Raw genomic sequence first — 25,842 nt, forward strand, 5'->3', positions numbered from 1 at the left:
TGTTCACAGCGTGCTCGCCGACTTCCGGCGTACCAGCCAGATGAGCACGGGGGCTCCGACGAAGGCCGTGACGATGCCGACCTGCAACTCGTCGGGGCTGATGACCAGCCGGCCCATGATGTCCGCGCCGAGCAGCAGGGACGGGGCCAGCAGGATGGTGTAGAGCAGGATCCAGCGCTGGTCCGGGCCGGTGATCCAGCGTGCGACGTGCGGGACCATCAACCCGACGAAGCCGATGGGCCCGGCGGCGGCCGTCGCCGCCCCGCACAGCAGGGTGACGGCGAGGACCACGAGCACGCGGGTGCGGCCCAGGCTCGCGCCCATGGCCGCGGCCTGGTCGTCGCCCAGGGCCGTGGCATTCAGCGACCTTGACACCAGCAGCGAGATCGCCACCCCGGCCACCACGCACCAGGAGAGCCAGCCCAGCGCCCCCGCCGGGGTCGCGGCCAGCGACCCGGCACCCCAGAAACGCATGGCGTTGAAGGTCGACTCGTCAAGCAGGATGAACCCCTGGGTGATGCCGGAGAGCACAGCGCCGAAGGCGATACCCGCCAGCGTGAGCTTGATCGGCGTTCCGCCGGAACGTCCCCGCGACCCCAGGAAGTAGACGACGGAAACGGCAAGCAGCGCACCGGCGAAGGAGAAGAAGACGAACTCGCCCATCTCCCGGGCGCCGAAGAACGCCACGCCCATGACCACGGCAAAGGCCGCGCCCGAGTTGACGCCCAGGATGCCGGGGTCCGCCAGCGGGTTGCGGGTCAGCGCTTGGATCAGTGCGCCGGAGACGCCCAGAGCGATGCCCACCAGCAGCCCGGCCAGGGTGCGCGGTGCCCGGAAATCGATGATCGCCGCGTGGTCCGGCGTGGTGCCGTGGCCGGCCAGCGCCTCGATGATGATCACGGGGTTGACCTCGCGCGATCCGAGCAGCAGGCTGGCGGCCATGACGAGGACCAGCAGGACAAGGGCGGCCACCGCCCCGGCGCTGCGGCGCGAGTTCACGCGCATCAGCCCCGGTGCGGCGGCCTGCTCCTGCGCGGTGCGGGGTGGAACCTCAGAGACCGTGGGCGTCGAAGGCATCTGCCACTTCGTCCTGGATGGTTTCCGGGTCCTTGTCCGTGGACCAGAGTTCCTCGAGCCACTTCTTGAAGTCATCGCCGAGGGCCTCGTAGCGTTCGTTCCACTCCTCGGACTTGTCGGTCCAGTAGCCGACGACCTTGAAGCTGGTGACCGGGAGCATGCGCTCGCGGCGCAGGTACTTGCGGGCCTCGCGGGTCACCCGGGCCTCACCGGCAACCCAGATGTAGCCGGGCCCGTCCGGGAGGTCCATGCCGCGCAGCACCTCGGCGAGCCGGCTCGGCGAGTTCCCGTTGCCGCCGTGGAGCCAACGGACCTGCGTCCGGTCCCCCAGTTCCAGCGGCTGTTCGTGGGCCGGGCCCGCGACCTCCAGGATGGCCGTGGTGTGCAGGCCCTCCGGGGTGTTTTCCAGCAGGCGTGCCGCGGCGGGAAGGCCCGTGGCATCGGCCAGCAGCACCTGCCACCCGGCGTCCGCGGGAAGCTCGTAGAGCCCCGTCGGGGTGTTGAATCCGACCTCGGACCCGGCCTGGACCGCAAGCGCCCAGTCCGCGGCGATGCCGCCGGGGTGAACCACGAAGTCGACGCCGATCTCGCCGGCCGCCTCGTCGACGGAGCGGATCGTGTAGGTGCGCATGGGGCCCGCGACCTGGTCCTCCGTGTATTCCCAGTAGTCTCCCTCCGGGTGCGGGTAGACGGGAACGCTCTGCCCGCGTTCGGGAAGGAACAGCCTGATGTATTCGTCGCCGACGCCCGTGGAGATGAAGGTCTCGAGGTCCGGGCCGCCCAGCACGATGCGCATCATGCCCTCGGTGAGGCGCTCGGTGCGCACCACCACTGCACGGTAGATGCGGTTCTCCAGCTTGGTTTCGCTCAGCGTCGCCTCGCTCATGGCAGCAGCGCCTTTTCAACTACGTCCACCAGGGCCATCTGGCCGCTGGGCGAGCCGTAGACCATTTCCATGTTGAAGCCGGCGATCTGCCCGTCCTTCACGAAGCTCAGGTCCTTCCAGACGCTGCTGGCGTTGAGCTTGTCGGAGGTCTGGAGCAGCGGCTGCTGCTCGTCCACGCCCATCGAGGTGAAGACCTCGTCGATGCCCTCGAGCTTGTCCAGCTGCTCGAGGCTCAGCTGGGTTCCGGCACCGTCGTTGTCGCGCGCCAGCGGGGTGATCTTCAGCCCGAGGTCGTCGAACACCAGGCAAGCGATGCCGTAGCAGTCAACACCGACCTTGCCGTCGTAGAAGGACATGTTGGCAACGACCGGGTCGATTCCGGCGGCCTTGATCTTGGCTTTAACCTCGTCGATGCGTGCCTGGTATTTGTCCACCCAGGCCTGGTACTGCTCGGTGCGGTTGAGCACCTCGGCCGTCTTCTTGAAGTGGGTACGCCAATCCGCGCCGTCGAACCCGTTGTAGTTGTAGGTCGGCGCGATCGGGTTCAGCTTCTTGGGGATCTCGGTGTCGTAGGCCAGTCCGTTGAGGATGAAGTCGGGGTTGGCTTCGAGAACCTTCTCGTAGTTGAACTCCGGGTAGTTCGCGAACGGCTTCACGTTCGCCAGCGCTTCCTGCGAGAAGAAGTCCGGGAACGTGGTGAATCCCGAGTCCCCGCGGATGGGCTGCTGGTCTGCAAGCTTGATGCCCAGGGTGATCAGGATGTCGGTGTCGGTGGTGTAGAAACCGAGGGCCCGCTGCGGGTCCGCGGGAACCTCCGCCGTGCCGTGTTCATTGCTGACCGAAATCGTCTGGGCCTGGGACGGGGACGGCGTCTGGCCCTGGGCTGCGCCGGAGGCACCGCAGGATGTGAGCAGGAGCGAAGCGCCGAGGGCGGCGACGACACCGAGGTACTTGGTCGAGATGGTTTTCATGGAGAATCCGATTCTGCGAGGAGGCTGGAGGGAAGACATTCGGCAACCCCGGCGACTCAAAATGCCCACCAGGAAGTTAGGGTTACCTATCTTGTGATTCCACAGTAAATCGCCGCCGTATCGCGAACCGGACAGCCGGTTGCTCGCAGCCGACATCCTCCGCCGAACCTAGGCTTCGAGCAGCCCGCCCCGCACGACGCCAGGCGTCTGGCCCACTTCCTTGCGGAACGCCGCGACGAAGGCACTCACCGACAGGTACCCGACCCTCCTGGCCACCTGCCCAACGGGAAGCCCGTCGAGCAGCAGGTTCAACGCGATGCGCAGCCTGGCCTGGAGCCGCCACTGGGCAAAGGTCATGCCCGTCTCCTTAATGAAGAGGCGCGAGAGGTTCCGGGGGCTGGCCCCGACCCTGAAGCCCCACAGCTCGAGCGTGCAATCCTCCGCGGGGTCGTCGAGGATGCCGCGGGCCACGGTCCGCAACCGGTCGTCCTCCGGCAGCACGATGTCCACCACGCGCAGGTCCGTCGGGCGCAGCATGCGGAAGGCAACGCTTTCGGCATCGCGCCGCAACGCAAGGTCGTCGTCGCTGCGCTCGAAGTGCAGCAGGAGCTCCTGCAAGACGCTCGGCATGGCTATCGCCGTCGGCCCGGATCCGGGCGCGGCACCGAGCTGGGCGTGGAAGAAGGTGCAGCGGAACTCGGCCCGCGGCCCGGCCAGGACGGCATGGTCCTCGCCCGCCGGCACGAGCAGGCCCAGCCCAGGGGGGACCATGAACACGCCGTGGCCGGTCTCCACCGTCAATACGCCCCGGCTTCCCCACAACACCTCGTGGGAATGCCGGTGCCAATGGGAGTCCCAGGCCTGCCCGGAAGGCGTGGTGATGAGGCTGGTATGCACGCGGTAGAACCGCGGGCAGGAGACATCGCTGCAGGACGGCGTGGCGTCGGTGGGTTCTTGACGCTCGACCAAGACGACCTGGGCCGTTGATGCCATTGGAAACCGCCAATTTAGTAAGGACAATGTTGCGTTATTGATACTAACAGCAGCAGGTTTGCCTAACTGCTTGGGTGACGTCGGTCCGGCGCTTGCCCGCCGACGGCGGATACGATGGAGACATGGCATCCCCGACCACGTCACTCGCCAAGGCCGCATCGTTCCCGGCCCTGGAACCGAAGCTCGCCACCAAGCTGGCGGCGGCCCTCGACGAATCCGCAGACACGACGATTTTCGTCAACGGCACAGCGTTGCAGCTGCCGGACAGCGCCCACGAGGCGCTCATCGAAGTGCTCCACCGGATGGCACGCGGGGACGAGGTGAGCATCAGTACCGTCGAGTCGCTGCTGAACACGTCCCAGGCGGCCCAGCTGGCCGGCATCTCGCCGAGCTACCTGCGCAAGCTCACCGACTCGGGCATCATTCCGGTTGAGTACCGCGGCACGCACCGCCGCATCCGCCCCGCGGCCGTCGAGGCATGGCTGGCGACCCGCGACAACCCCCGGGAAGACAACGCGGAGTAGGCCAAAGTGCAACCTGCTTGCGCTTCACTTCACCGGCGGCACGTCACTACGGTGGACACAAGCGCCAGCGAACCACCGATCCGGGAGGCCACGATGTCCATCCGCCAGAAGCCCGCACGCCATGTGGCGGTCCTGCTAACGGGCTTGCTCGGACTGGCCCTGGGCGGATGCTCGCCCTCGGAGCCCCCGTCACCGGCAAGCGCCCCTGCCACCCAGTCGCCGGCCGCCACCGCCAGCGCATCACCGGCCGCCAGCCCGAGCCCTTCGGCGCCCCCGGCACCAACGGGTTCATCCGGCGCCTCCGCCTCGACCGGCACCCGGACGGCCAAGCTCACGCTCTTCTATGTGGCCGTTGACGACCCGGAGGGCACATCGGGCCCGAAGATCGGCTGCGGTGATGCCCTGGTTGCCACCGAAACCGGCCCCGTCACGTTCACCAACCAGGTCGAAGCCGCACTCGAGGCATTGCTGGAGGACAAGTCGGAAACGCACGGAGAATCCGGGCTCAGGAACGCCCTGGCCAATTCCACCCTGGGCTACCAGTCCTCAACCGTCAGCGGCGACACGGTCACCGTGAAGCTCACCGGAGTTCCCATGTCGAGCGGCACCTGCGACGACCCGCGCATCATCGAGCAGCTGAAATACACGGCCAAGGTCGCAGCCGGCGTCGGCAATGCGAGGATCCTCATCGAGGGAACCGACATCGAGGATTTCCTGAGCCAAAAGTAAAAAGTGTTGACTCATAGGCAACAAATGTTGATAAGGTGCGTGTGTGAGATCACAAACTGAAGCGGACATGAGCAGCGAATCCGAGCTGGCACTGGCACGAGCAGAGTCGCTGTCGCGACACGAAACCCTGCTCTCCGAACGCGCGTCGCACATCAAGCAATCGGCGGTGCGCGACGTCTTCGAGCTCTCGCTCGACCCGACGCTGGTCTCACTGGCCGGCGGCAACCCGTACCTGCAGTCGCTGCCCCTGGCGAAGCTCGGCGAGATGGCCAACCGGCTGATCGTCGAGGAGGGCATGAGCGCCCTGCAGTACGGCAGCGGCCAGGGCACCGAGGAACTGCGCGCGCAGATCTGCGAGGTCATGGCCGAGGAAGGCATCACCGACGCCAACCCGGACAACATCGTCATCACCACCGGTTCCCAGTCCGCCCAGGACGTGGCCTGCAAGGTCTTCTGCAACCCCGGGGACACGGTGCTCTGCGAAGACCCCACCTACGTGGGCGCGTTGAACACCTTCGAGGCCTACCAGGTCCAGGCCGAACCCGTCGCCACCGACGAACACGGACTGATCCCCGCGGCACTCTCGCAGCGCATCGCCGAGCTCCGGTCGGCCGGGGCGAACATCAAGTTCCTCTACACCATCCCGAACTTCAACAACCCCTCCGGCATCACGCTGGCCGCCGAGCGCCGCCAGGAAATCGTGGACATCTGCGCCGCCGAGAACATCCTGGTGCTGGAGGACAACCCGTACGGCATGCTGCGCTACTCCGGCGAGCCCATCAAGCCGCTGCGTGCCGGCAACCCGGACCACGTGATCTACATGGGTTCGTTCTCCAAGATCCTGGCCCCGGGGTTGCGGATCGGCTGGGCACTGGTTCCGGAGCACCTCTTCCGCCGCTTCTACCTTGCCGCCGAGGCCGTCTCCCTCTGCCCGGCAACGCTGAACCAGATGCTGATCAGCGAGTACCTCAAGGGCCACGACTGGCGCGGACAGATCGACGAGTACCGCTCGCTGTACTCGGCACGCTGCTCGGCGATGCTCGAGGCGCTCGACGAGCACATGCCGGCCGGAGTCCAGTACACCCGCCCGGAGGGCGGCTTCTTCATCTGGGTGACGCTGCCCGAAGGCATCGACACCTACGAACTGCTGGCCAAGGGCATCGAGGCCGGGGTGGTGTTCATCCCGGGCGCCGCGTTCAGCCCGCACGATGCCCCGAGCCACAGGCTGCGCCTGGCCTTCAGTGCCGTGCCGGAGGAGAAGATCCGCGAGGGAGTCAAGCGCCTGGCGCCGGTGCTCGCCGCGGCCATCGAGGCCAACGCCTAGCAGGCTTCCGCGGTGCCGGTCCCTCCCGGGGCCGGCACCGCTAGTGGACCAGCCACGTCAGCACGCCCAGCGCAAGGCACACCGCCGCAAGCAACGCAGCGATCCTCGGGGCGACCCACGCGCTGACCTCACGTTCGCCGGGACTCCCGGCATCCGGCCCGGAGCCGGGATCCATGACGGCCATCTCGTACGCCAAGACGATCCGCGAGGGGGCCAGCATGGTGGCCATGGAGGCTGCCACGTTGGTGACGGCAACCAGCTGCAGCACCGAGGACCCCATGGCCGCCGCCGCCTGCGCCTGCGTGGCCGCGAGCATCGAGTTCGCCCCGGTGTTGGACCCGGAGATGAAACCCGCGAACCCTCCGGCCACAGGTCCCAGCACCAGGTATGCCGGACCCACCGAGGCCAACGCCTCCCCCAGCGCGCGGCCCATGCCGGACACTGCCAGGACGGCGCCGAGCACCGTGAACGCTCCCGTTGTCACCCCGACAGGGACCCACGATGAGTAGGCGGCCCGCAACCGCCCGCCCGCATTCCGGGAGGCGGCACCCGGTTCCGGGGCGACGCGCTGGGCAACAAGGCACGCAACCAACAGCCACATACCTCCGCTGGCCAGTGCCCGCGTGGCCAACGACGGTTCAAGCCCCGAGGTCGCCAGCCGGGCCAGCAACAGGCCAGCGGCAAGCACGCCGTAGGGCAGCAGCGCGCGCAGCACCCGCGGCCCGGCCGGTGCCAGGCTGCCGGCGGACCTGAACACCGCCAAGTGCACCACGATGACCAGCAGCGAGCCGAGAATGCCCGCCGGCGGGGTTCCCATGAGCAGGTTAGCGGCGAGGATTCCGCCGTTGAGCAGCAGTGCGGCGGCCACCAGGTGGGCCAGCATCCGGCCGGGCCGTTCGGCATCCCGGCGCAACACCAGCCAGCAGGTCACGGCCGACCCCAGCATGACCGGTACGCTCAGCAACGCGGAGCGGACACCGACCTCCTGCAGGCCCAGCCCGGCCAGGTCCGCGGCCACCAGCGTGCCCGGGCCCAGGGCTCCCCAGGGAACTGCCACCAACCCCAGCAGGCTCAGCAGCGCGGCGCTCCGCACGTCGTGGCCCAGCCGCAGCAGCAACGGCACTCCCACCGTCACGCCGATCCCGAAGCCGGTCACCGATTCGGCGAAGGGCACCAGCCCGAACACCACCAGCACCGTGCCTGCCTGCGGGTTTGATGCGCTGCGTCCCAGCCAGCCTGAGATGGCGGACATCGCTCCGGTCTCCGTGGTGATGCGGGAAAGCAGCACCCCTCCGAAAAGGATCAGCATGACCTCCAGGACCGTCGGGCCAAAGAGCATGCCGGCGCCAAGCCAAGCGGCGGGGCCGGCGGGAAAGAAGAGCAGTGCGACGGCCAGCCCGGTGGCCAGGGAACAGAGCGCCATGGTGGTGGCCTTCGCGCGGGCCAGGAACAGCACCAGGGCCACCGCGATCGGCAGTGCTGCGGCGATGGCCAACATGTCCCGGTGGTCCCCTTGGGTTGCGCTTGTTCGGATTCCTTCGAGGCCGAGACTACCCGTGCGCCAGGACGCCCGCCGATTCCAGGGCTCCGGCGGGCTTCACATCCATGCAACGTGCCCGGGACCCTCGGGCCTGTCCACGGGGAACAGGCTGCGGGTTCCGGGCCCGGATCCGGGGATCCCCTAGGCCATGCGATGGACGGGGGTTGAACTCCTGCCCAGGACCAGCCCGAGACCGGCCATGCCCACCCCGAGGCCGAAGTGCAACACGTTGTCCGCCGTGTTCACCGGAACGAAGTTTGCCGCGCTTGCCTGGTCGATGAAGATTCCGTAGAAGGCCAGGAGCAGGTAGATGACCCCGCCGAGCACGAGGAAACGCTTGGCGGCCACCGGGTTGCGCCAAAGGATCAGGCCCGCAAAACCGAAGAGCAGGTGGACGACGTTGTGCAGCACGGAAACCTGGAAGATCCCCAGCAGCATGGAATCCGAATGGTGCCCGGCCATGCCCAGGTGCTCGGTGTTGCTGGTGATCCCCGGGATGAATCCCAGGATCCCGACCAGCAGGAAGACCGCTCCCACGGCCAGTGCCGCGTACTGCACCGGGGATCGGTGACCGGTGTCGTGTGTTGAGACCATGATGAACTCCTTGAACCGCCTGGTGCTCCAACGCTTGCTGCGTTGCTGACACTGGGTGTTCGGAGCCACCGGTACGCCGGATTGGCCGGTGGCGGGGAATTCCGGGGCGGCACGGTCGGAAGCCTCAGGGGTCGATGCCGTCGATGTCCATCGCCAGGTGCAGCGGGCCGCGCAGGATCGGGCTGACCCGGTACGGCGGCGGGTCGGTGACAAGGCGCGGGTTCCGCAGACGCCGGGCCATCTCGGCGAGCGCGATCTGCGCCTCCAGCCGGGCCAGCGGTGCCCCGAAGCACAGGTGGATGCCGCCGCCGAAGCCCAGGTGCTGGTTGTTCCCGCGGTCCGGGACAAAGCTGTCCGGGTCCGCGATGTGGGCGGGGTCGCGGTTCCCTGCGCCCAGGACCAGGGTGATGGCGGAGCCCTCCGGGATCGTGGTGCCGGCGACCTCGAGGTCGGCGAGCGCGGTGCGGAACGGCACGAAGTGCACCGGGGGTTCGTAGCGCAGCAGTTCCTCGACCATGGGGATGGCTAGGTCCGGGTCCTGGCGCAGCCGCTGCAGCACCTCCGGGTGGCGCAGCAGGGTCAGCGCGCCGTTGGAGATCAGGTTGACGGTGGTTTCGTGGCCGGCGATGAGCAGCAGCAACCCGACGCCGACCAGCTCCTCGGTGGTCATCCGGCCCTCCGGTCCGTCGTCGGCGGCCATGGCGGAGAGCATGTCGTTTCCCGGGTTTTCCTGGTGCGCCGCGACGAGTTCGGACATGAAGGCGTTCAGTTCCCGACCCGCCTCCTCGCCGCGGGCCTTCTGCGTTTCGGGGTCCAGAGCGGGGTCTGTGGATTGCAGGGCCATGTCCACCCAGACGCGGAAGCGGGCCTTGTCCTGATCGGGGACCCCCAGCAGCTCGCAGATCACCGACACCGGGAAGGGGTAGGCAAGGTCCTCGACGAAGTCGATGCGGTCCTTGCCCGCCATGGCATCGATCAACCTGGTGACAAGCTCCAGCATCTTGGGTTCCAGGTCCGCGATCCTCCGCGGGGAATTCGGGGGCCCGAAATGCCGCATGGCCAACCGCCTCATCCGGTCGTGCTCGGGCGGGTCCATCAGCAGGAAGGTCTTGGAGACGCCCTGCTGCCCTTCGCCGTCACCCTCGGCCGCCGTGCGTTCCGCGGCGGCGGCTTCGAGGCGTTCCTCGGCACCGCGGACCCCCGCGGCCTCGGCGGCCATGGCCAACGCGTGGGGGTTCCGGGACAGGTCGGAGCTGACCCTCGGGTCGTGCAGCAGCGCAACGATCTCCGCGTAGGTGCTCACCAGGTAGGCCCCGTCGGGCATCCTGCTCACCGGTGTCCTGCGCATTTCCCGGTACAGCGGATACGGGTCGGGCCGGTTGGCGTAGTCCAGGACCCGGTCCCAGATGCTTGGCTCGGCCATGGTGCACACTCCTTGGTCCGTGGTTGGTGGTTCGTGATGGGCGGGGAGGTCAGCGCGGGGACGCTGGCCTCAGCGTGGCGTGGCGCTCCGCGGGGTCGTGCCCGGTCACCACGACCGTCGCGTCTTGGGTGGGGCTGGCCAGTGCGTGGAACCCGGCGGGGACCGGCTCCGCATGCACGGGTTCGTCGACGGGGGCGGGCGGCGGCGGGAAGGGCGCGGCCCGTTCGATCAGCGGTTCGTAGAACTCCACCCACTTGTTCTGGTTGAACGCGACGGCCGCGACGATCCGCCCCTTGTAGCCGTAGACGGCCAGGAAACGGCGCTGCTCCACCGAGCCCTGCGTGATGACCACCTGGTCGGCGACCGACGGCACACCCACGCTCTTGATGTCGTGGCCGAACTGGACGGACCAGAACTTCGGGACGGCCAGGTGCGGCCACCGGTTCGCCTGGCCGCTGAGCATGTTGTGGGCCGCGACCTCCGCCTGGGTGACCACGTTGCCCCAGTGTTCGATGGCCAGGAACTGGTAGCCGAACATCGGCTGCGGGGCCCGCGCCACGTCCCCGGCGACGAACACGTCGTCTGTGACAAGCCCGTTCACGTCGATGACGCGGCAGCCGGCGTCGCAGGCGACGCCCCAGGGGCCGCTGGCCAGCCCGGAGCCCTCCAGCCAGTCGACGTTGCGCAGCACGCCCAGGGCGGCGACGGCGACGTCCACCTCGAGAGTTGTGCCGTCGGAGAGCCTGGCGGCTCGCAGGTGCCCGGCATCGTCGCCCTCCAGCGCCGCGACCCTGACCCCGCAGCGCAGGTCCACCCCGTTCTCCCTCTGGATCTCCCCCGCGATGGCCCCGACCACCCCGCCCAGTGCTGCCCCGAGCGGGGCGGGCCCGGCCTCCGCAACCGTCACGTCCAGGCCCAGTTCGACGCACACCGAGGCGATCTCCGAGCCGATGAACCCGGCCCCGATGACCAGCACCCGGCGGGGGCATGCGGCAAGCTGCTCCCGCAGGCGGGCGCCGTCCTCGCGGGTGCGCAAGGTCAGCACGCCCTCCAGCGCTGCCTCCTGGGGGTTGGGCCAGGGCCGGGCCCGCACCCCCGTGGCGATCAGCAGCTTGTCGAAGTCCAGCGCCGTGCCGTCGGCAAGGAACACCCGTTTGCCCCGCAGGTCCAGCCCGGTGGCGGCGACCCCCAGTTTCCAGTCCGCGTCGATCCCGCGCTGCCGGGGCAGCTTCGTGTGTTCGGGGGAAACCGTGCCGGCCGGGACTTGCTTGGACAGCGGCGGTCTGTCATAGGGCTCGTGCGGCTCGTCACCCACCAGGGTCAGCGAACCGGCAAACCCCTCCCCGCGCAGCTTCTCGGCGGCCCGCAGCCCGGCCAGCGAGGCCCCGACGATGACGATGCGCCCGGTGCGCATGAACGTGTCACTGACGTCTGCGGCATTTTCCGCGGCTTCTTCCGCGGTCTGGGGACCCGGCCCTGCCGCATCCGCCGGGCCCTCCCGCGCGTCCAGCATGATGGCCTGGACCGGGCATGCGGCAGCGGCACGCAGCACGCGGCGGCGCTGGTCCTCGGAGGGGTTCGGGTCATGGACGAGCGCTTCGTCGCCCTGGATGGAGAAGACATCGGGCGCGAGGAACGCGCATTGTGCATAGCCTTGGCATTTGGTGAGGTCGACGACGAGCCGCATCACGAACTCTTTCCCTGCTCCGGCCCCGGGGCATCACCTCGATGTTAAGCCCGGCACCCCGGCGGGGAAAGGGAACCGTCCGGCAGCACCGTGCCGGGGCTCTGCCGGGCTCGCCCGGGCGGGCAAAAACTGTTCGGAAAGCAGCTTGTCAGCCGCGGTTCCCTGCCGCCGGAGGAGGGTGCGGAAACCCGGCGGATACTGCGGTCTTCCGCGTCTTGACCGGCCCTCCCGGCGGGAGGAAACTGAAGGCGAACCTGGGGGAAAACCCGGAAGGAGCCCATCATGGGCTGGCAAATTGAAGGCACATACTTCGAAAACTGCAACTGCGATTCCATCTGCCCCTGCGCCACCTCGGGGTTTACCGCACCGGCCGACTACGCACGTTGCCAAGTGGCATTGGCGTTCCACCTGGACGCCGGGGAGATCAACGGCATCGACGTCGGCGGGCTGACGGTTTGCCTGGTCGGCGACGCCCCGCAGATGATGAGCGAGGGCGGCTGGAAGGTCGGTGTCCTGATGGACGCAAACGCCTCCCCCGGCCAGGCAGAGGCCCTCGGCTCCGTGTTCGGCGGCCAAGCCGGCGGGCCGATGGCGGGTCTTGTTCCGCTGATCGGCGAGATGGCCGGCATGCAGTCACTCGAGATCAACTATTCCGACGACGGACGCCGCCACCGGGTCCAGGTCGGCGATGCCGTCAACGTCGAGGTCGAAGACTTCGTGTCCCCGCTCGATCCCACCGGATCCGGGGTCCGGGTCAGCGGCGTCGGATTCCCCGCGGACACCTTGGCAGCAGGCACCGGCAGCACCGGCACCGTCGATGTCTTCGGAATGGAATGGGACAATGCCGGCAAGAACTCCTTCTCGGCACCCTTCGCCTGGGCAGCCTGACACGGCCGGGCGGGCAGTCCCGGCGGCCATGCCGCTTCCCGGCCTGCTCGCCTTGCTGGCATGTGCCCTCGTTGCCTGGTTTTTCACGATCTTGGCTGTTTCCGGCATGCCCTCGGGTCCCGGCGCGATGGGCCTGGGTGTGGCCGGGTACCTCGCCGGCTGGGAACTGATGATGGCGGCGATGATGTTGCCGGCGCTGGCGCCGCTCCTGGGCATATACCTCCGCTCGCTCCGGTCGGTGCCCAACCCATGGGTCAGGGCGGCCCGCACCGCGGCCCTCGTCGTCGGCTACCTGGCCGCCTGGGCCGTGTTCGGCATCCTGGCCTACGGGGCCTCGATACTCGGCGGCGCCCTTGCCGCTCTGGCCCCGACGGCCGCACCCTGGGTGGGTGCCGGCCTGCTGGCGGCAGCCGGCGCCTACCAACTCACGCCCCTGAAGAACTTCTGCCTGAGGCACTGCCGGTCTCCGGTGACGCTGCTTTTGCACGTTTCGGGCTACAAGGGCCCGCTGCGGGATGTGCGGGCCGGCATCTACCACGGGGCCTACTGCACCGGATGTTGCTGGGGCCTGATGCTCGTGCTGGTCATCGTCGGCACCATGAACCTGGCGTGGATGGCCGTTATTGCGGCGGTGGTCCTCCTGGAGAAGACCTGGCGGCACGGGATCGCGTTCAGCCGCGTCGTCGGAGCCTGCCTGATCGTCTTCGCCGTCATGGTTCCGTTCTTCCCCGAACTGTTGCCGGGGCTGTACACGGGGCCGGGCATGGATCCCGGCATGGGCCCGGGAACGGGCATGTGACAGCTAACCCGAATCAATCAACTGTCCAGTCCTGCCGTTTTCCGGCAACGGGCGCACGTGCCCGCGAATGTTCTAGGCGTCGTTGAGTTCGTCGTAGGCGTCGCGTGCCTCCAGCACCAGGGCTGCGTGGTCCTGGGCCCAGGCCCTGAGGACGTCCATCGGGCCGAGCACCGTGTGGCCCAGTTCGGTAAGTTCGTACTCCACGCGCACCGGCACCTCGGGGTAGACGGTCCGTTTCAACAATCCGTCACGTTCCAGGGTGCGCAAGGTTTGGGTGAGAACCTTGGGGGTGACGCCGCCGATGTCGGTGCGCAACTGGGAGAAGCGGCGCGGTCCGTCTTTCAGGGCCAGGAACACCAGGGGCGCCCACTTGTCGCCAAGCCGCTGCATGATGACGCGCGACGGGCACCCGAACGTCATCACGTCGAAGTCCTTGGCTTCAGTATCCATGTGGTAACCATATTACGTTGAGGTACTTGGTATCAAGTGGATACCATGGAATCATTGAACCAGTGCGGAGCCCCAGAACCCGCACCAGCAACCCGAAGGGAACGCATCATGAAGATCGCCGTATACGGAGCAACCGGCATGGTTGGCAGCCAGATCGTTGCCGAAGCACTGACCCGTGGCCACGAGGTCACAGCAGTCTCGCACTCCGGCAAGACCGTCGAGGGAACCACCGCGGCCACCGCCGGGCTGGGCGACATCGCCGCCTACCGCAAGCTTGCCACAGAGAACGACGTCGTGGTCCTGTCCGTCCCGCCGTCGCGCACCGGTGAGGACCACCAGGCCTTCATCGACGCCCACGAGGAAATCTCCGAGACCCTCGTCCCGGCACGACTTTTCATCGTCGGCGGCGCGGGCGCCACCGAGGTCAACGGCGTGCGCCTGGTTGACGCCCCGGGCTTCCCCGAGGCCTACAAGGCGGAGGCCCTCGCCATGGGGTCCATCCTCGACTTCTACACCTCCGCCTCGGGTCTGGACTGGACCATGCTGGCACCGGCACCGGCCATCGCACCGGGCCCGGCCACCGGCTCGATCGCCCTGGGCAACGACTCGCCGGCCGGCGATCAGGTGAGCACCGGCGACTTCGCCGTGGCCGCCCTCGACGAGCTCGAGGACCCGAAGCACCTGCACCGCCGCTTCACCGTGGCCAGCGTCTAACCGGAACCCGGTTCAGGTGCGTGTGTCGGGGCCCGCTCACGGGGCCCGACACACGCACCTTGCATTTAACCCTCCCGCGGACATGCCCGGGCGACTATGACCTCGCGCACAGTACCGGTCCCTCATCCGGCGACTGTTCTAAGGTGGATGCGGTGCGCGCACCTCGGCGCGCCGCACCCACTCCACCCCAACCTCATCGGCATGCAGGAAGTTGTTCCATGATTCACGCCCGCACCTTGGCACCCCGCGTTCTGACCACGAGCGCCATGCTGGCCACGGCCCTCCTCCTGGCCGGCTGCACCTCCACCCCCGCACCCGCCCCGGGAGCCGGCAACGACGCCGGAACCCCGGTCACCGGCGGCACCCTGGTCTACGCCTCCGGCGACGCCGAGCCCAGCTGCCTCGACCCGCACGTCGGCGGCAACTACCCGCAGGCTCTCATCTCCTCCCAGTACCTGGAGACCCTCTACAGCAAGGACTCCCAGGGCGAACTCGTCCCGTGGCTGGCCTCCGGCTCCACGGTGTCCGAGGACGGACTCACCCGCACCGTGAAGATCCGCGAAGGCATCACGTTCACCGACGGCACCGCGCTCGACGCCGCCGCGGTCAAGGCCAACTTCGAGCACTTGCTGGACCCGAAGACCGCCTCCTCCACCGGCTACCTGGCGCTGGGCAAGATCAAGACCATGAAGGCGCTCGACGCCTCGACCCTGGAACTGAAGCTCTCGACGCCGGACAACTCGCTGCTCGAGTCCTTCTCCATGCCGTGGGTTGCCATCGAGTCCCCCACCGCGCTGAAGCGCTCCCAGGAAGAGAACTGCGCAGCCCCTGTGGGCACCGGCCCGTTCAAGGTCGAATCCTGGAAGAAGCAGGACTCGGTGAGCCTGGTCCGCAACGACGGCTACGTCCAGCCGACCGATGCCCCGTCGCACGCGGGCGCCGCCTACCTGGACGGAATCACCTGGCGCTTCATCCCCGAGGCCGCAACCCGCTACGCCGCCCTGCAGGCCGGCGAGGTCCACATCATCGACAACGCGCAGCCGGACACCATTGCCGCCGCCGCGAAGAACGACACGCTCAAGCACCTCGACGCCCCGCGCCCCGGCGCCTCCAACCGCATCGAGCTGAACTCCTCCAAGGCGCCGTTCGACGACGTGCGCGTGCGCGAGGCCTTCATCCACGCGGTCAACGTCAACGCCGGCATCGACTCGCTCTTCTTCGGCACCGCGAAGCGCTCCTACTCCCCGCTCTCCAGCGTCGAGCCGCTGGGCTTCAGCGAGGAATCGCTCTTCGCCTACGACCCGGCCAAGGCCGGCGAACTGCTGGATGCCGCCGGCTACACGCAGCGCGACGCCGAGGGCTACCGCGTGAAGGACGGCAAGCGCCTCTCGCTCACCTTCCCGGTGAGCACCAGCCAGTCGATCCCGGCCGAGCAGTCGCTCTTCGAGCAGCTGCAGGCCACCGCCAAGGAATCGGGCATCGAGGTCAAGATCAACCTGCTGGACCTCTCCAGCTGGTACGGCGAGCTCTTCCAGCACAACTACAACCTGGTCTCCGCCCCGTACACCAAGGTGGGCCCGAGCGTGCTGAGCATCCTCTTCCACTCGGACTCCACGATCCCGGCCCCGTCGGGCTACTTCGCCAACCTTTCCCAGGTGAAGAACCCGGAGCTGGACAAGCTGCTGGAAACCGCCGGCTCCACCAAGGACGAGGCCGAGCGCAAGGACCTCTACGCCCAGGCACAGAAGCTGGTGCTCGAGGGCTACTACCTGCTGCCGTTGTACGATCAGCAGAACCACTTCCTGTACTCGGCCAAGACCCAGGGCGTGGGGACCACCACCGCGGTGGCCACCCCGACGTTCTTCGACACCTGGCTCGGCAAGTAGGACGTCCCGCACGCCCCTGAGAAGGTCCCGCCCACCGATGAATCCGCCACCGCGACCCGGCCGGCGACTTGGGAAAGTCGCCGGCTGGGCGCTGGGCAAAATCGGTGGCGGGATCTTTGTGCTGTGGGCCGTTGCCACGGCGATCTTCTTCGGGATCCGGATGATCCCGGGCGACCCGGCCGAGGCGATCATGGGCGGCCCCGGTTCCCAGGCCTCCGCCGAGGCACTTGCCCTGGCCCGTGCCGAATACGGGCTCGACCAACCACTGGCCGTCCAGTACTTCGGCCAGCTGTGGAAGCTGGCCACCGGCGACCTGGGCACCTCCTATTCGCTGAAGGTCCCTGTGGCAGAGGTGCTCGGCGAACTGGTGCCGCCCACGCTCACCCTCGCGGTGCTCTCCCTGTTGGTGGCCTGGGTGCTGGCGCTGGCCGTGGCCACCGCCTCCATCCGCAGCGGGGCGGTGGGACGCGCGCTGGCCTCCGGGCTGGAGATCGTCTCCGCCGCCGTCCCGCACTTCTGGCTGGCCAGCGTGCTGATCCTGCTCTTCTCCACCACGCTGGACTGGCTGCCGCCGGTGAGCACGCAGACCCCCGCCGGGCTGGTCCTGCCGGTGGCCACCCTGGCCCTGCCGCTGGCCGGCTTCCTGGGCCAGGTCATGCGCGACTCGATGCTCGACGCGCACACCTCCTCCTTTGCGCTTTCCGCGCGGGCGCGCGGCGAAAGCGAGAACGGGGTGCTGCTGCGCCACGCCCTGCGCCACGCGGCACTTCCCGGCATCGCCCTCTCCGGCTGGGCGTTCGGCTCGCTGCTCTCCGGCGCCGTGGTTGTCGAATCGATCTTCGCCCGCCCGGGCCTGGGCCGCAGCCTGCTCTCCGCGGTGAGCGCGCGCGACATCCCCATGGTCACCGGCGTCGCGCTGCTCTCGGCCGCCGCCTACGTGGTGATCATGGCGTGCTCCGATGCCGCCGAACGCCTCGCCGACCCCAGGTTGCGTGCCGCATGAGCCTTCCGCACCACGATCCGGGCGCCGCTTCCGCCGCAGGCCCGGCCCACGAACTCCCGCCCGGGGACCCCGTGCTTTCCGTGCCCGGGCGCAGGATGCCGCGCCCCGGTGCCCTCCCGTGGCGCAGCTGGCTGCAGCTGGCCTTCCCGGTCCTGGTGCTCGGCTTCTTCGTGCTGGCCGCTGCCTTCCCCTCCTGGCTGGCCCCCGTCGACCCGTTGGCCATCAACCCCGCCGACGCGTTCTCGCCCCCCGGCCCCGGCCACCTGCTGGGCACCGACGAATCGGGGCGCGACATCTACGCACGCATCATCCACGGGGCCCGGCCCTCGCTGCTGATCGGCGCGGCGGCAACGGCGATCGGGCTGGGTCTGGCGCTGGTGCTGGGCACGCTGGCCGGGTTCGGCGGGCGCTGGCTGGACGCCGGGGTGGGGCGCATCCTCGAGGTGCTCTTCGCGCTGCCCGGACTGCTGCTGGCGCTGGTGTTCATCGCGCTGGCCGGTCCCGGCGTCGGCACCACGGTGGTGGCCGTCGGGCTGACCACCGCCCCCGGCTACGCCCGGCTGATCCGCGGGCAGCTCATCGCGCTGCGCAACTCCCCCATGGTGGAGGCCGCCACGGTGCTGGGACGCAGCCGGGCGCGGATCCTCACCACGCACCTGCTGCCCAACGCGCTGGCCCCGATCGCGGTGCTCGGCACCCTGGGCCTGGGCCAGGCGGTGCTCTGGGCCGCGTCGCTGAGCTTCCTGGGCCTCGGGGCCCCGCCACCTGCCCCCGAATGGGGTGCCATGCTCTCGGCCGGGCGCACCTACCTGTCGCTGGCCTGGTGGATGACGTTCTTCCCGGGACTGGCGATAGTGCTTGTCGCGGCGGCCGCCACGGTGCTCTCACGGGTGCCCAAGCGGGACGGCGGTGCGCGATGACAGGGCCCGCCCCCGCGTTGGAGGTGCGCAACCTCAACGTCTCCTTCGGCACCCGCCACGTGGTGCGCGACGTGTCCTTCTCCCTGGCCCGGGGCTCCTGCCTGGCGCTGGTCGGCGAGTCCGGCTCCGGGAAGTCCGTCACGGCGCGCTCGCTGATCGGGCTGGCCGGGCCGCGCTCGGAGGTGCGCGCCGAGGCCCTGGCGCTGGCCGGCCGCGACGTCCGCTCCCTGGGCCAGCGGGCCTGGCGGCGGCTGCGCGGCAAGGACATCGGCTTCATCCTGCAGGATGCGCTGACCTCGCTGGACCCGCTGCGCAGGATCGGCCGGGAAATCGACGACGCGCTGCGCCTGCACACCGCGCTGTCCCCCGCCCGGCGCGGTGCCCGCGTGCTGGAACTGCTGGAGTCCGTGGGGCTCGACGACCCGGCGCTGCGGGCCGGGCAGCTCTCGGGGGAACTCTCCGGCGGCATGCGCCAGCGAGCGCTCATTGCCTCCGCCATCGCCCTGGACCCGGCGCTGGTGATCGCCGACGAACCCACCACGGCGCTGGATGCCACGATCGCCGCGCAGGTGCTTGACCTGCTGGGCGAGCTGCGCCGGCAGGGCTCGGCGATGCTGATGATCAGCCACGACCTGGCCGCCGTCTCCCGGGTGGCGGACACGATCGCCGTCATGCGCGACGGGCGCATCGTGGAATCCGGCCCCGCCGGGCAGGTCCTCGGGGACCCGCGGCACGAATACACCCGGAGGCTGCTGCGCGCGGTGCCGGCCGGCAAGCCCCGCCACACCCGGCTCTCCCCCGCCACGGGAACCGCCCCCGGTGCTCCCCCGGAGGCACCGGCTGCACCCGTGCCTCCCCGCGCGGAAGCCGCCGCCCCGGTGCTCAGTGCCCGCGCGCTGTCCAAGACGTTCAGGACCCCCGGCCGCCCCGACTTCATCGCGGTGTCCGGGGCCGGCTTCGAGCTGCTGCCCGGCCGGACGCTGGGCGTGGTCGGCGAATCGGGCTCCGGCAAGACCACCACCGCGCGCATGGTGCTGGGTCTGCTGGCCCCGGACGCGGGCTCCGTCGAACTCTTCGGCAAGCCGTGGAGTTCCCTGCCCGAATCCCGGCGACGGGCCATCCGCCCCCAGCTCGGGGCCATCTACCAGGACCCGCTCTCCTCCTTCGACCCGCGCCTGAGCGTGGAGAAGCTGCTGGCCGACGCCCTGAGTGCCGGGGCCACCCGCAACCCGCGGCGTTACAGCGCGCGCATCGACGAGCTGCTCGGGCTGGTGGGGCTGGAGGCCTCGCTGGCACCACGGAACCCCGCCACGCTCTCGGGCGGGCAACGCCAGCGGCTGGCCATCGCCCGGGCGCTGGCCCCGGAGCCCCGCGTGCTGATCTGCGACGAGCCGGTCTCCGCACTCGACGTCTCGATCCAGGCGCAGGTGCTGGACCTTCTCGATGACCTGCAGCGGAAGCTCGGGCTCTCCTACCTGTTCATCTCGCACGACCTGTCCGTGATCAGGCACATGAGCGACCACGTGCTGGTCATGCGCGGCGGCACCGTGGTGGAGTCCGGAGACACCGAGGCCCTGTTCGCCGACCCGCAGCACCCCTACACGCGGGCGCTGCTCAGCGCCGCACCGCGGATCGTTTCCGGCGGCTGAACCTGCCGCGCACCCGACTCGTTGCGTGGCCCCTTGCGTCCCCGGCGACGGTTTGCCACCGTTCCCCGGCGCGGCAATCCAAGGCACCGGACGGCTACGAATACCGTTACGACCCAGCAAAAAACGATGCTCCAAACCGGCGGATCGGGGCGCAAACTGTCGGTGCCCCAAGGGATGCTTGAAGCAAGCCCAGGACCCGCCACACCGGCCCGCCGGCCGAATCCCCCATAAGCCGCAGGATCCCAAAGGACTCCACCATGCGCACCCCAGCAGCTTCCGAAATCCTGTCCATCGGCAACGTGACAGCCACCATCACGGAGCACACCCTGGCGGGCGACCCCGTGGCGACGCACTTCGTGGTCACCGTCCCCAACGCCGTCCCGCCCGCGGACCGGCTGGGCTGGGCCATGTGGCACCTGCGCAGGTTCCTGGAGGACCATGCCCCGGCCGTGGTGCCGGCAGTGCGGTACTACGAAATCAAGCCGTTCAGCGCGGCCGTCTCATTCATCTTCAGCTGAGCGGCAGGCTATTCGGCCGAGCGCGCCGCACGGATGAACTCGGCGATCAGCCCGTTGTCCTTGACCCCGCGGCTGGATTCGACGCCGCTTGAGACATCGACACCGCCGGGATTGAGCGTCTTGACCAACGCTGCGACGTTTCCGGGGTTCAACCCGCCGGCCAGCAGCCACATCCCGGCCGGCGGACGGGCCAGCACGTCGGAGGCGTCGAAGGTGACTCCAGCTCCGGGCTCGACCGCGTCGAGCAGGATGCGCTCGGTATCCCACAGTGCGCGTTCCTCCGGCCCCAGCGCCTCGAAGGCGTCCACAGAGAAGGCGCGCAGCGTCCTGAACCCCGCGTCCTGCAGCGCCAGGATGTCCCCGAGCGGCTCGTCCCCGTGCAGCTGCACGGTGCTGACCCCCGCGCGCGTCGCGATGTCCAGGACTTCGGCCAGCGGCTGGTTGCGGAAGACGCCCACCGTCTCGATTGCCGAGGGAACCGCCTCGCCGAGCGTGCGTGCCGACTCTGCGTCCACGGTGCGCGGGCTGCCCGGGGCGAAGACGAAGCCGACGGCGTCGGCGCCGGCGGCTACTGCGGCGGCCACCGAATCCGGCGTGCTCAGCCCGCAGATCTTGATGTACAGCTGTGGCATTGGTGTTCGTCCCGTCGCAGGTCCATGGTTGGCACCTCCATGGTATCGAGCCGCGCCGGCCGGGGTGCCCCGCGTCGGCTACTGCGCCACCGCCCTGACGCTGAGCATCAGCGCCACCATGTCCCTGTATCCCTCGGTGTCCATCATCTCCACGGCATCGCCGAGGCTGACATCCTGCGCCGTGAACCCGAGGCTCTTGGCGAAGCCGTTGGTGGTCTCCAGCATCGCTGCCGCGTCCTTGCGCGGGCGGAAATAGGCCAGCTGCGGGAACTCGTCGCGCTCGGCGGCCAACGCCGCCTCGTCCACCATGAGGGCCGCGGTCCGGTTGTTCTCCCGGGTGGGAGTGTTGGCCAGCGAATGCTCGAAGAGGACAACGGTGGGGGTGGCCATGTTGGAGTCCAGCTCGATGGTCTCAAGCCGCGTACGCACGTAGGTCGCGTCCCCGGCGTTGTCCTCGGCCGAGTTGGCGCCGAACTCGGCGATCGGGATGCCGTTCGCGTCAAGGATGTTCCACTTGGCGTACGGGTCCTGCCGGGGATCCCCTGAAGGTTCGCATCCCTCGCAGGCCATCTTGGGCACCACGCTCCAATGGGCCGGGTACCTGAACCCCACCCCGAAGGTTTCGAACGATTTCCACCCGGACGTGTCCACGCGCGGCGCCTGCGAGGTTGCGGGGTTGGCTGCCGTTGTCTTCTGGCTGGCAGTCGCCGGGGTGGATCCCGGCTCCAGCGGGGCCGCGCAGCCGGCCACGAGGGCCAGGACGGCGGCCGCGCCGAGGCCGCAGGCCAGGCACCGGCGGCGGGGTGGAACGTGGTTGGTGGCGTGCATGGGCGTTCTCCTAGAGCATGGATGCCGTGGGTGAAAACCTGTGTGCCACAAATGTGCCCGATCGGCCCGTTAAAGCCAAGAGACCGGACCCTTCTCCCTGTTTCCAGGGAGGGGGGGATCCGGCCTCCGGGTTCGCCACGGTCGCGGCCGGGCAGCAGCCTTAGTCGAGCAGCAGCGCCGGTTCCTGCATGATGGAGGCGACGTCGGCCATGAAACGGGCCGAGAGGTCCCCGTCCACCACGCGGTGGTCGAAGGAACCACCCAGGGTGGTGATCCAGCGCGGGACCACCTGGCCGTCGACGACCCACGGCTTCTGGCGGATGGTGCCGAAGGCGACGATCGCCACCTCGCCGGGGTTGATGATCGGGGTTCCGGTGTCGATGCCCAGCACGCCGATGTTGGTGACGGTCAGCGTTCCGCCGGTCATGGCGGCCGGGCTGGTCTTGCCGGCGCGGGCCGTCTCGGCCAGGTCGTTCAGGGCGATGGCCAGCTCGCGCATGGACAGGTCCTGGGCTTCCTTGATGTTCGGAACCATCAGGCCGCGCGGGGTGGCCGCGGCAATGCCCAGGTTCATGAAGTGCTTGACCTGGATCTCCGCGCCGTTCTCGGTCTCCACCCAGGAGGCGTTGACGGAGGGGTTGCGGGCGGCGGCCCAGATGACGGCCTTGGCCAGCACCAGCAGCGGGGAGACCTTGATGCCCTCGAAGTCGCGGCTCTTCTTCAGGCGCGCCACGTACTCCATGGTGCGGCTGGCATCCACGTCGACGAAGATCGAGACATGCGGTGCGGTGAATGCCGAGTCGACCATGGCCTTGGCCGTGGCCTTGCGGACCCCGCGCACCGGGGTGCGGATGATGCGGTGGTCCAGCTCGACGTCCTTCGGGGACCAGAACATGGGGGCCGCGTCGCGTTCGGCCTCGCGCTGTGCCTTGTAGGAGAGCACGTCCTCGCGGGTGATCTCCCCCTGTCCGCCGGTGCCGATGACCTCGGTCAGGTCGATGCCCAGTTCCTTGGCGACCTTGCGGACCGGCGGCTTGGCCAGCACGCGGTTCACCAGCGCTGCGACTGCCGGCTTTGCGGCGGCTGTCAGCCGGGTGGAGGCCTGGCCGATCTCGGCGGCGCGGCGGGAAATGGTGTCGGCCAGCGCGGCCGGGGTGGTCGGTGCCGGTGCGGCAGCCGGGGTCTGGCGGCCCGAGGCGGCCGGCGCGGGGCGTGAGACGCGGGCCCGGCGCTTCACGGCGTCGGCCTTCGGGCCGGAGCCTACCAGCGGGCCGGGTTCCTCGCTGGCCACGGGGGTGTCGGCCTCGGCGATGTCGGCGACGTCCGGCACGTTGGTCAGCGGCTCGGGCTGGCTTCCGGCCTCGTCCACGGTGAACAGCGGGGCACCGACGGCCAGGGTCTCGCCCTCGGCCGCGTGCAGCGCCTTGACCACGCCGGCGTAGGGGCTGGGCAGCTCAACGAGCGACTTGGCGGTCTCGATCTCGGCAAAGACCTGGTTGATGGCCACGGTGTCCCCGGGCTTGACTTTCCAGCTGACGATTTCCGCCTCGGTGAGGCCTTCGCCGACGTCGGGAAGATTGAAGGTGCTCATCGTCTGACTCCTAGGGGGACGTTGATGGGTCTGTGGCGCATTGACGCACCGGGTGGGGTGGGCGACCGGAGGTCAGTAGGCGAAGGAACGGTCGAGGGCCTCGAGGACCTTGTCGATGTCCGGCAGGTACTGTTCCTCGACCTTGGCCACAGGGTAGGGCATGTGGAAACCGCCCACGCGGATGACCGGGGCCTCCAGCGACAGGAAGGCGCGCTCGGTGATGCGGGCCGCGATCTCGCCGCCGATGCCGCCGAAGGTCGGGGCCTCGTGGGTGACAATGAGCCTTCCGGTCTTCTCCACCGATTCGGTGATGGTGTCGAAGTCGATCGGGGACACCGAGCGCAGGTCGATGACCTCGACGGAGCGCCCGTCCTCGCGTGCCGCCTCGGCCGCGGCGAGCGCCACGGGGACCAGCGGGCCGTAAGTGGCGATGGTGGCGTCCTCGCCGGGCCTGATGACCTGGGCCTTGAAGGCGTCCGCGGCAGGGTTCTCGGTGTCGACCTCGCCCTTGAGCCAGTAGCGGCGCTTGGGTTCGAAGAAGATCACCGGGTCCTGGCACGCGGCGGCCTGCTGGATCATCCAGTAGGCGTCGTGGGCGTTGGACGGCGCCATGATGCGCAGGCCTGCGGTGTGCGCGAAGAGCGCCTCCGGGGATTCGGAGTGGTGCTCGATGGAGCCGATGCCACCGCCGTAAGGGATGCGGATCACCACCGGGGCGCCGAAGCGTCCCTCGGAGCGGGCGCGCATCTTGGCCAGCTGCGTGGTGATCTGGTTGAACGCCGGGAACACGAAGCCGTCGAACTGGATTTCGGCGATCGGGGTGTAGCCGCGGATTGCCATGCCGATGGAGGTGCCGATGATTCCGGCCTCGCCCAGCGGGGAGTCGATGACGCGGTCCGCACCGTAGGTATCGATCAGCCCGTCGGTGACGCGGTACACGCCGCCGAGGCGTCCGATGTCCTCGCCGATCAGCAGGGACTTCGGGTTATCGGCCAGGACCTTGTCCAGTCCGGCGGTGATGGCCTTGGCCAGGGTCATGGTGGTGCTCATCGGGTGGCCCCTTCCTCGGTGTTCTCTGCGAAACCTGCCTCGTACTCCAGGTGCCACTTGAGCTCCTCCTGGATCAGCGGGTGTGCCTCGGCATACACGTTGGCGAAGGACTGTGCCAGCTCCGGTTCCGGGAACGCCATGGCTTCCTCGCGGACCCGGTTGGCCATCTCGTGGCCGTCGGCAATGACCTGTTCAAAGAAGGCCTCGTCGGCCAGGTTGTTCTCGCGCAGGTACTTCTCGAGGCGAGCCAGCGGGTCGCGTCCGACCCAGGCTTCCTCGTCGGCGCTCATGCGGTACTTCGTGGGATCGTCGGCCGTGGTGTGTGCGCTCATGCGGTAGGTGACCGCCTCGATCAGGGCCGGGCCCTCGCCGCGGCGGGCGCGTTCCAGGGCCCAGCGGGTGACGGCGAGGACCGCCAGGACGTCGTTTCCGTCCACGCGGATGCCCGGGAAGCCGTAGCCCGCGGCGCGTTCGGCCAGCGGAACCTTGGACTGGACGTGGAACGGCACGGAGATCGCCCACTGGTTGTTCTGGCAGAAGAAGACCACCGGCGCCTTGAAGCTCGCGGCGAAGACCATGGACTCGTGCACCTCGCCCTCGGTGGAGGAACCGTCGCCGAAGTAGGCCACGACTGCGGTGCCCTCCTTTTCGAGGCGCTCGGCGTCCCAGCCGGCCTGGTCGCGCTGGACACCCATCGCGTACCCGGTGGCGTGCGGCATCTGTGCCGCGAGCACCATGGTGTACATGTGGAAGTTGTTTTCGCGAGGGTCCCACCCGCCGTTGGAGATGCCGCGGAAGATGCGCAGCATCTGCGGGAAGTCGACGTTGCGGGTCAGTGCGACCCCGTGTTCCCTATAGGTGGGGAAGATGTAGTCGTTGGGGCGGGTGGCCCGGCCGGACCCGATCTGGGCGGCTTCTTGGCCGCGCAACGGAACCCACAGTGCCAGCTGGCCCTGGCGCTGAAGCGCGGTGGACTCCTGGTCGAAGCGGCGGGTCAGAGCCATGTCGCGGTAGAAGTCGCGGAGCATGGCGGCGTCCACATCCTGGATGTAGCTGTCGAACTCGGCATGCGAGCGACGCTCACCTTCGGGGGTCAGCAGCTGGATCAGCGTTTCGTCCGAGGGCTCGTGCACGGTTTGGGTCATACCGAGGGTCCTTACATAAAT

General features: G+C 68.9%; 25 protein-coding genes. 11 read left to right on the top strand and 14 right to left on the bottom strand.

Annotated features, from left to right (window positions below):
* Positions 1-3: 3 nt before the first annotated feature.
* From ACSYDW_RS04935 to ACSYDW_RS04950, 4 genes are all read right to left on the bottom strand, one after another.
* On the bottom strand, positions 4-1,077 hold the full coding sequence (locus ACSYDW_RS04935; protein WP_438337593.1) for a FecCD family ABC transporter permease: 1,074 nt from the start codon (positions 1,075-1,077) through the stop codon (positions 4-6).
* Positions 1,052-1,963: a siderophore-interacting protein gene (locus ACSYDW_RS04940; protein WP_438337594.1), complete on the bottom strand. Its 912-nt coding sequence runs from the start codon at positions 1,961-1,963 to the stop codon at positions 1,052-1,054. Before ACSYDW_RS04940 ends, ACSYDW_RS04935 begins: the two co-directional genes overlap by 26 nt.
* Positions 1,960-2,934 carry an ABC transporter substrate-binding protein gene (locus tag ACSYDW_RS04945; RefSeq protein WP_438337595.1) on the bottom strand — a complete coding sequence of 325 codons (975 nt, stop codon included), beginning with the start codon at positions 2,932-2,934 and terminating at the stop codon, positions 1,960-1,962. The genes ACSYDW_RS04940 and ACSYDW_RS04945 overlap by 4 nt, the downstream gene beginning before the upstream one ends.
* Positions 2,935-3,102: 168 nt before the next feature.
* Positions 3,103-3,927: a helix-turn-helix transcriptional regulator gene (locus tag ACSYDW_RS04950; protein WP_438337596.1), complete on the bottom strand. Its 825-nt coding sequence runs from the start codon at positions 3,925-3,927 to the stop codon at positions 3,103-3,105.
* 122 nt (positions 3,928-4,049) lie between these two features.
* Here ACSYDW_RS04950 and ACSYDW_RS04955 point away from each other — a divergent pair, with 122 nt between their 5' ends.
* The 3 genes from ACSYDW_RS04955 (at position 4,050) to ACSYDW_RS04965 (ending at position 6,504) form a co-directional block, all read left to right on the top strand.
* Positions 4,050-4,451 (top strand): helix-turn-helix domain-containing protein, encoded by a 402-nt coding sequence (locus tag ACSYDW_RS04955; protein ID WP_438337597.1) that lies wholly within the window; start codon positions 4,050-4,052, stop codon positions 4,449-4,451.
* 93 nt (positions 4,452-4,544) lie between these two features.
* Positions 4,545-5,180: a GerMN domain-containing protein gene (locus ACSYDW_RS04960; protein ID WP_438337598.1), complete on the top strand. Its 636-nt coding sequence runs from the start codon at positions 4,545-4,547 to the stop codon at positions 5,178-5,180.
* Positions 5,181-5,247: 67 nt separating this feature from the next.
* Positions 5,248-6,504 (top strand): aminotransferase-like domain-containing protein, encoded by a 1,257-nt coding sequence (locus tag ACSYDW_RS04965; RefSeq protein ID WP_438337599.1) that lies wholly within the window; start codon positions 5,248-5,250, stop codon positions 6,502-6,504.
* A gap of 40 nt (positions 6,505-6,544) precedes the next feature.
* Here the strand turns inward: ACSYDW_RS04965 and ACSYDW_RS04970 are convergent, their stop codons facing one another.
* The 4 genes from ACSYDW_RS04970 to ACSYDW_RS04985 form a co-directional block, all read right to left on the bottom strand.
* Positions 6,545-8,002, bottom strand: a complete 1,458-nt coding sequence (locus ACSYDW_RS04970) for an L-lactate permease (RefSeq protein WP_438337600.1) — start codon at positions 8,000-8,002, stop codon at positions 6,545-6,547.
* Between the two features lie 183 nt (positions 8,003-8,185).
* Entirely contained in the window at positions 8,186-8,638 is a 453-nt protein-coding gene (locus tag ACSYDW_RS04975; RefSeq protein ID WP_438337601.1) for a DUF4383 domain-containing protein, read from the bottom strand.
* Positions 8,639-8,762: 124 nt separating this feature from the next.
* Positions 8,763-10,061 (bottom strand): cytochrome P450, encoded by a 1,299-nt coding sequence (locus ACSYDW_RS04980; RefSeq protein ID WP_438337602.1) that lies wholly within the window; start codon positions 10,059-10,061, stop codon positions 8,763-8,765.
* A 49-nt stretch (positions 10,062-10,110) separates the two neighbouring features.
* A complete protein-coding gene (locus ACSYDW_RS04985; protein WP_438337947.1) occupies positions 10,111-11,748 on the bottom strand; it encodes an FAD-dependent oxidoreductase in 1,638 nt (545 codons plus the stop codon).
* Positions 11,749-12,030: 282 nt separating this feature from the next.
* Between ACSYDW_RS04985 and ACSYDW_RS04990 the strand changes: the two genes are divergently transcribed.
* Both ACSYDW_RS04990 and ACSYDW_RS04995 read left to right on the top strand, forming a co-directional pair.
* Positions 12,031-12,636: a DUF1326 domain-containing protein gene (locus tag ACSYDW_RS04990; RefSeq protein ID WP_438337603.1), complete on the top strand. Its 606-nt coding sequence runs from the start codon at positions 12,031-12,033 to the stop codon at positions 12,634-12,636.
* Between the two features lie 28 nt (positions 12,637-12,664).
* Positions 12,665-13,435: a DUF2182 domain-containing protein gene (locus ACSYDW_RS04995; RefSeq protein ID WP_438337604.1), complete on the top strand. Its 771-nt coding sequence runs from the start codon at positions 12,665-12,667 to the stop codon at positions 13,433-13,435.
* Between the two features lie 72 nt (positions 13,436-13,507).
* Here the strand turns inward: ACSYDW_RS04995 and ACSYDW_RS05000 are convergent, their stop codons facing one another.
* Positions 13,508-13,885 carry a winged helix-turn-helix transcriptional regulator gene (locus ACSYDW_RS05000; RefSeq protein ID WP_438337605.1) on the bottom strand — a complete coding sequence of 126 codons (378 nt, stop codon included), beginning with the start codon at positions 13,883-13,885 and terminating at the stop codon, positions 13,508-13,510.
* Between the two features lie 108 nt (positions 13,886-13,993).
* Here ACSYDW_RS05000 and ACSYDW_RS05005 point away from each other — a divergent pair, with 108 nt between their 5' ends.
* The 6 genes from ACSYDW_RS05005 (at position 13,994) to ACSYDW_RS05030 (ending at position 20,575) form a co-directional block, all read left to right on the top strand.
* Positions 13,994-14,599: an NAD(P)-dependent oxidoreductase gene (locus ACSYDW_RS05005; protein ID WP_438337606.1), complete on the top strand. Its 606-nt coding sequence runs from the start codon at positions 13,994-13,996 to the stop codon at positions 14,597-14,599.
* A gap of 218 nt (positions 14,600-14,817) precedes the next feature.
* Complete coding sequence (locus ACSYDW_RS05010; RefSeq protein ID WP_438337607.1) at positions 14,818-16,485, top strand: ABC transporter substrate-binding protein; 1,668 nt, start codon at positions 14,818-14,820, stop codon at positions 16,483-16,485.
* Positions 16,486-16,522: 37 nt separating this feature from the next.
* Complete coding sequence (locus ACSYDW_RS05015) at positions 16,523-17,488, top strand: ABC transporter permease (RefSeq protein ID WP_438337608.1); 966 nt, start codon at positions 16,523-16,525, stop codon at positions 17,486-17,488.
* Between the two features lie 95 nt (positions 17,489-17,583).
* Positions 17,584-18,408 (top strand): ABC transporter permease, encoded by an 825-nt coding sequence (locus ACSYDW_RS05020; protein ID WP_438337948.1) that lies wholly within the window; start codon positions 17,584-17,586, stop codon positions 18,406-18,408.
* The gene (locus ACSYDW_RS05025) at positions 18,405-20,057 is read left to right on the top strand and encodes a dipeptide ABC transporter ATP-binding protein (RefSeq protein WP_438337609.1); all 1,653 of its coding nucleotides are present in this window, start codon (positions 18,405-18,407) and stop codon (positions 20,055-20,057) included. The genes ACSYDW_RS05020 and ACSYDW_RS05025 overlap by 4 nt, the downstream gene beginning before the upstream one ends.
* 257 nt (positions 20,058-20,314) lie before the next feature.
* The gene (locus ACSYDW_RS05030; protein WP_438337610.1) at positions 20,315-20,575 is read left to right on the top strand and encodes a hypothetical protein; all 261 of its coding nucleotides are present in this window, start codon (positions 20,315-20,317) and stop codon (positions 20,573-20,575) included.
* A gap of 8 nt (positions 20,576-20,583) precedes the next feature.
* On the opposite strand, the gene ACSYDW_RS05035 is transcribed toward ACSYDW_RS05030, so the two are convergent.
* From ACSYDW_RS05035 to pdhA, 5 genes are all read right to left on the bottom strand, one after another.
* Positions 20,584-21,207 carry a phosphoribosylanthranilate isomerase gene (locus ACSYDW_RS05035; RefSeq protein ID WP_438337611.1) on the bottom strand — a complete coding sequence of 208 codons (624 nt, stop codon included), beginning with the start codon at positions 21,205-21,207 and terminating at the stop codon, positions 20,584-20,586.
* A gap of 78 nt (positions 21,208-21,285) precedes the next feature.
* Positions 21,286-22,035 (bottom strand): hypothetical protein, encoded by a 750-nt coding sequence (locus ACSYDW_RS05040; protein ID WP_438337612.1) that lies wholly within the window; start codon positions 22,033-22,035, stop codon positions 21,286-21,288.
* Between the two features lie 160 nt (positions 22,036-22,195).
* Positions 22,196-23,626: a dihydrolipoamide acetyltransferase family protein gene (locus ACSYDW_RS05045; protein ID WP_438337613.1), complete on the bottom strand. Its 1,431-nt coding sequence runs from the start codon at positions 23,624-23,626 to the stop codon at positions 22,196-22,198.
* A 72-nt stretch (positions 23,627-23,698) separates the two neighbouring features.
* Entirely contained in the window at positions 23,699-24,676 is a 978-nt protein-coding gene (locus tag ACSYDW_RS05050; protein WP_438337614.1) for an alpha-ketoacid dehydrogenase subunit beta, read from the bottom strand.
* A complete protein-coding gene (gene pdhA, locus ACSYDW_RS05055) occupies positions 24,673-25,821 on the bottom strand; it encodes a pyruvate dehydrogenase (acetyl-transferring) E1 component subunit alpha (RefSeq protein WP_438337615.1) in 1,149 nt (382 codons plus the stop codon). The genes ACSYDW_RS05050 and pdhA overlap by 4 nt, the downstream gene beginning before the upstream one ends.
* Positions 25,822-25,842 lie beyond the last annotated feature (21 nt).

The sequence above is a fragment of the Paeniglutamicibacter selenitireducens genome, assembly GCF_051550675.1.
GTDB lineage: Bacteria > Actinomycetota > Actinomycetes > Actinomycetales > Micrococcaceae > Paeniglutamicibacter.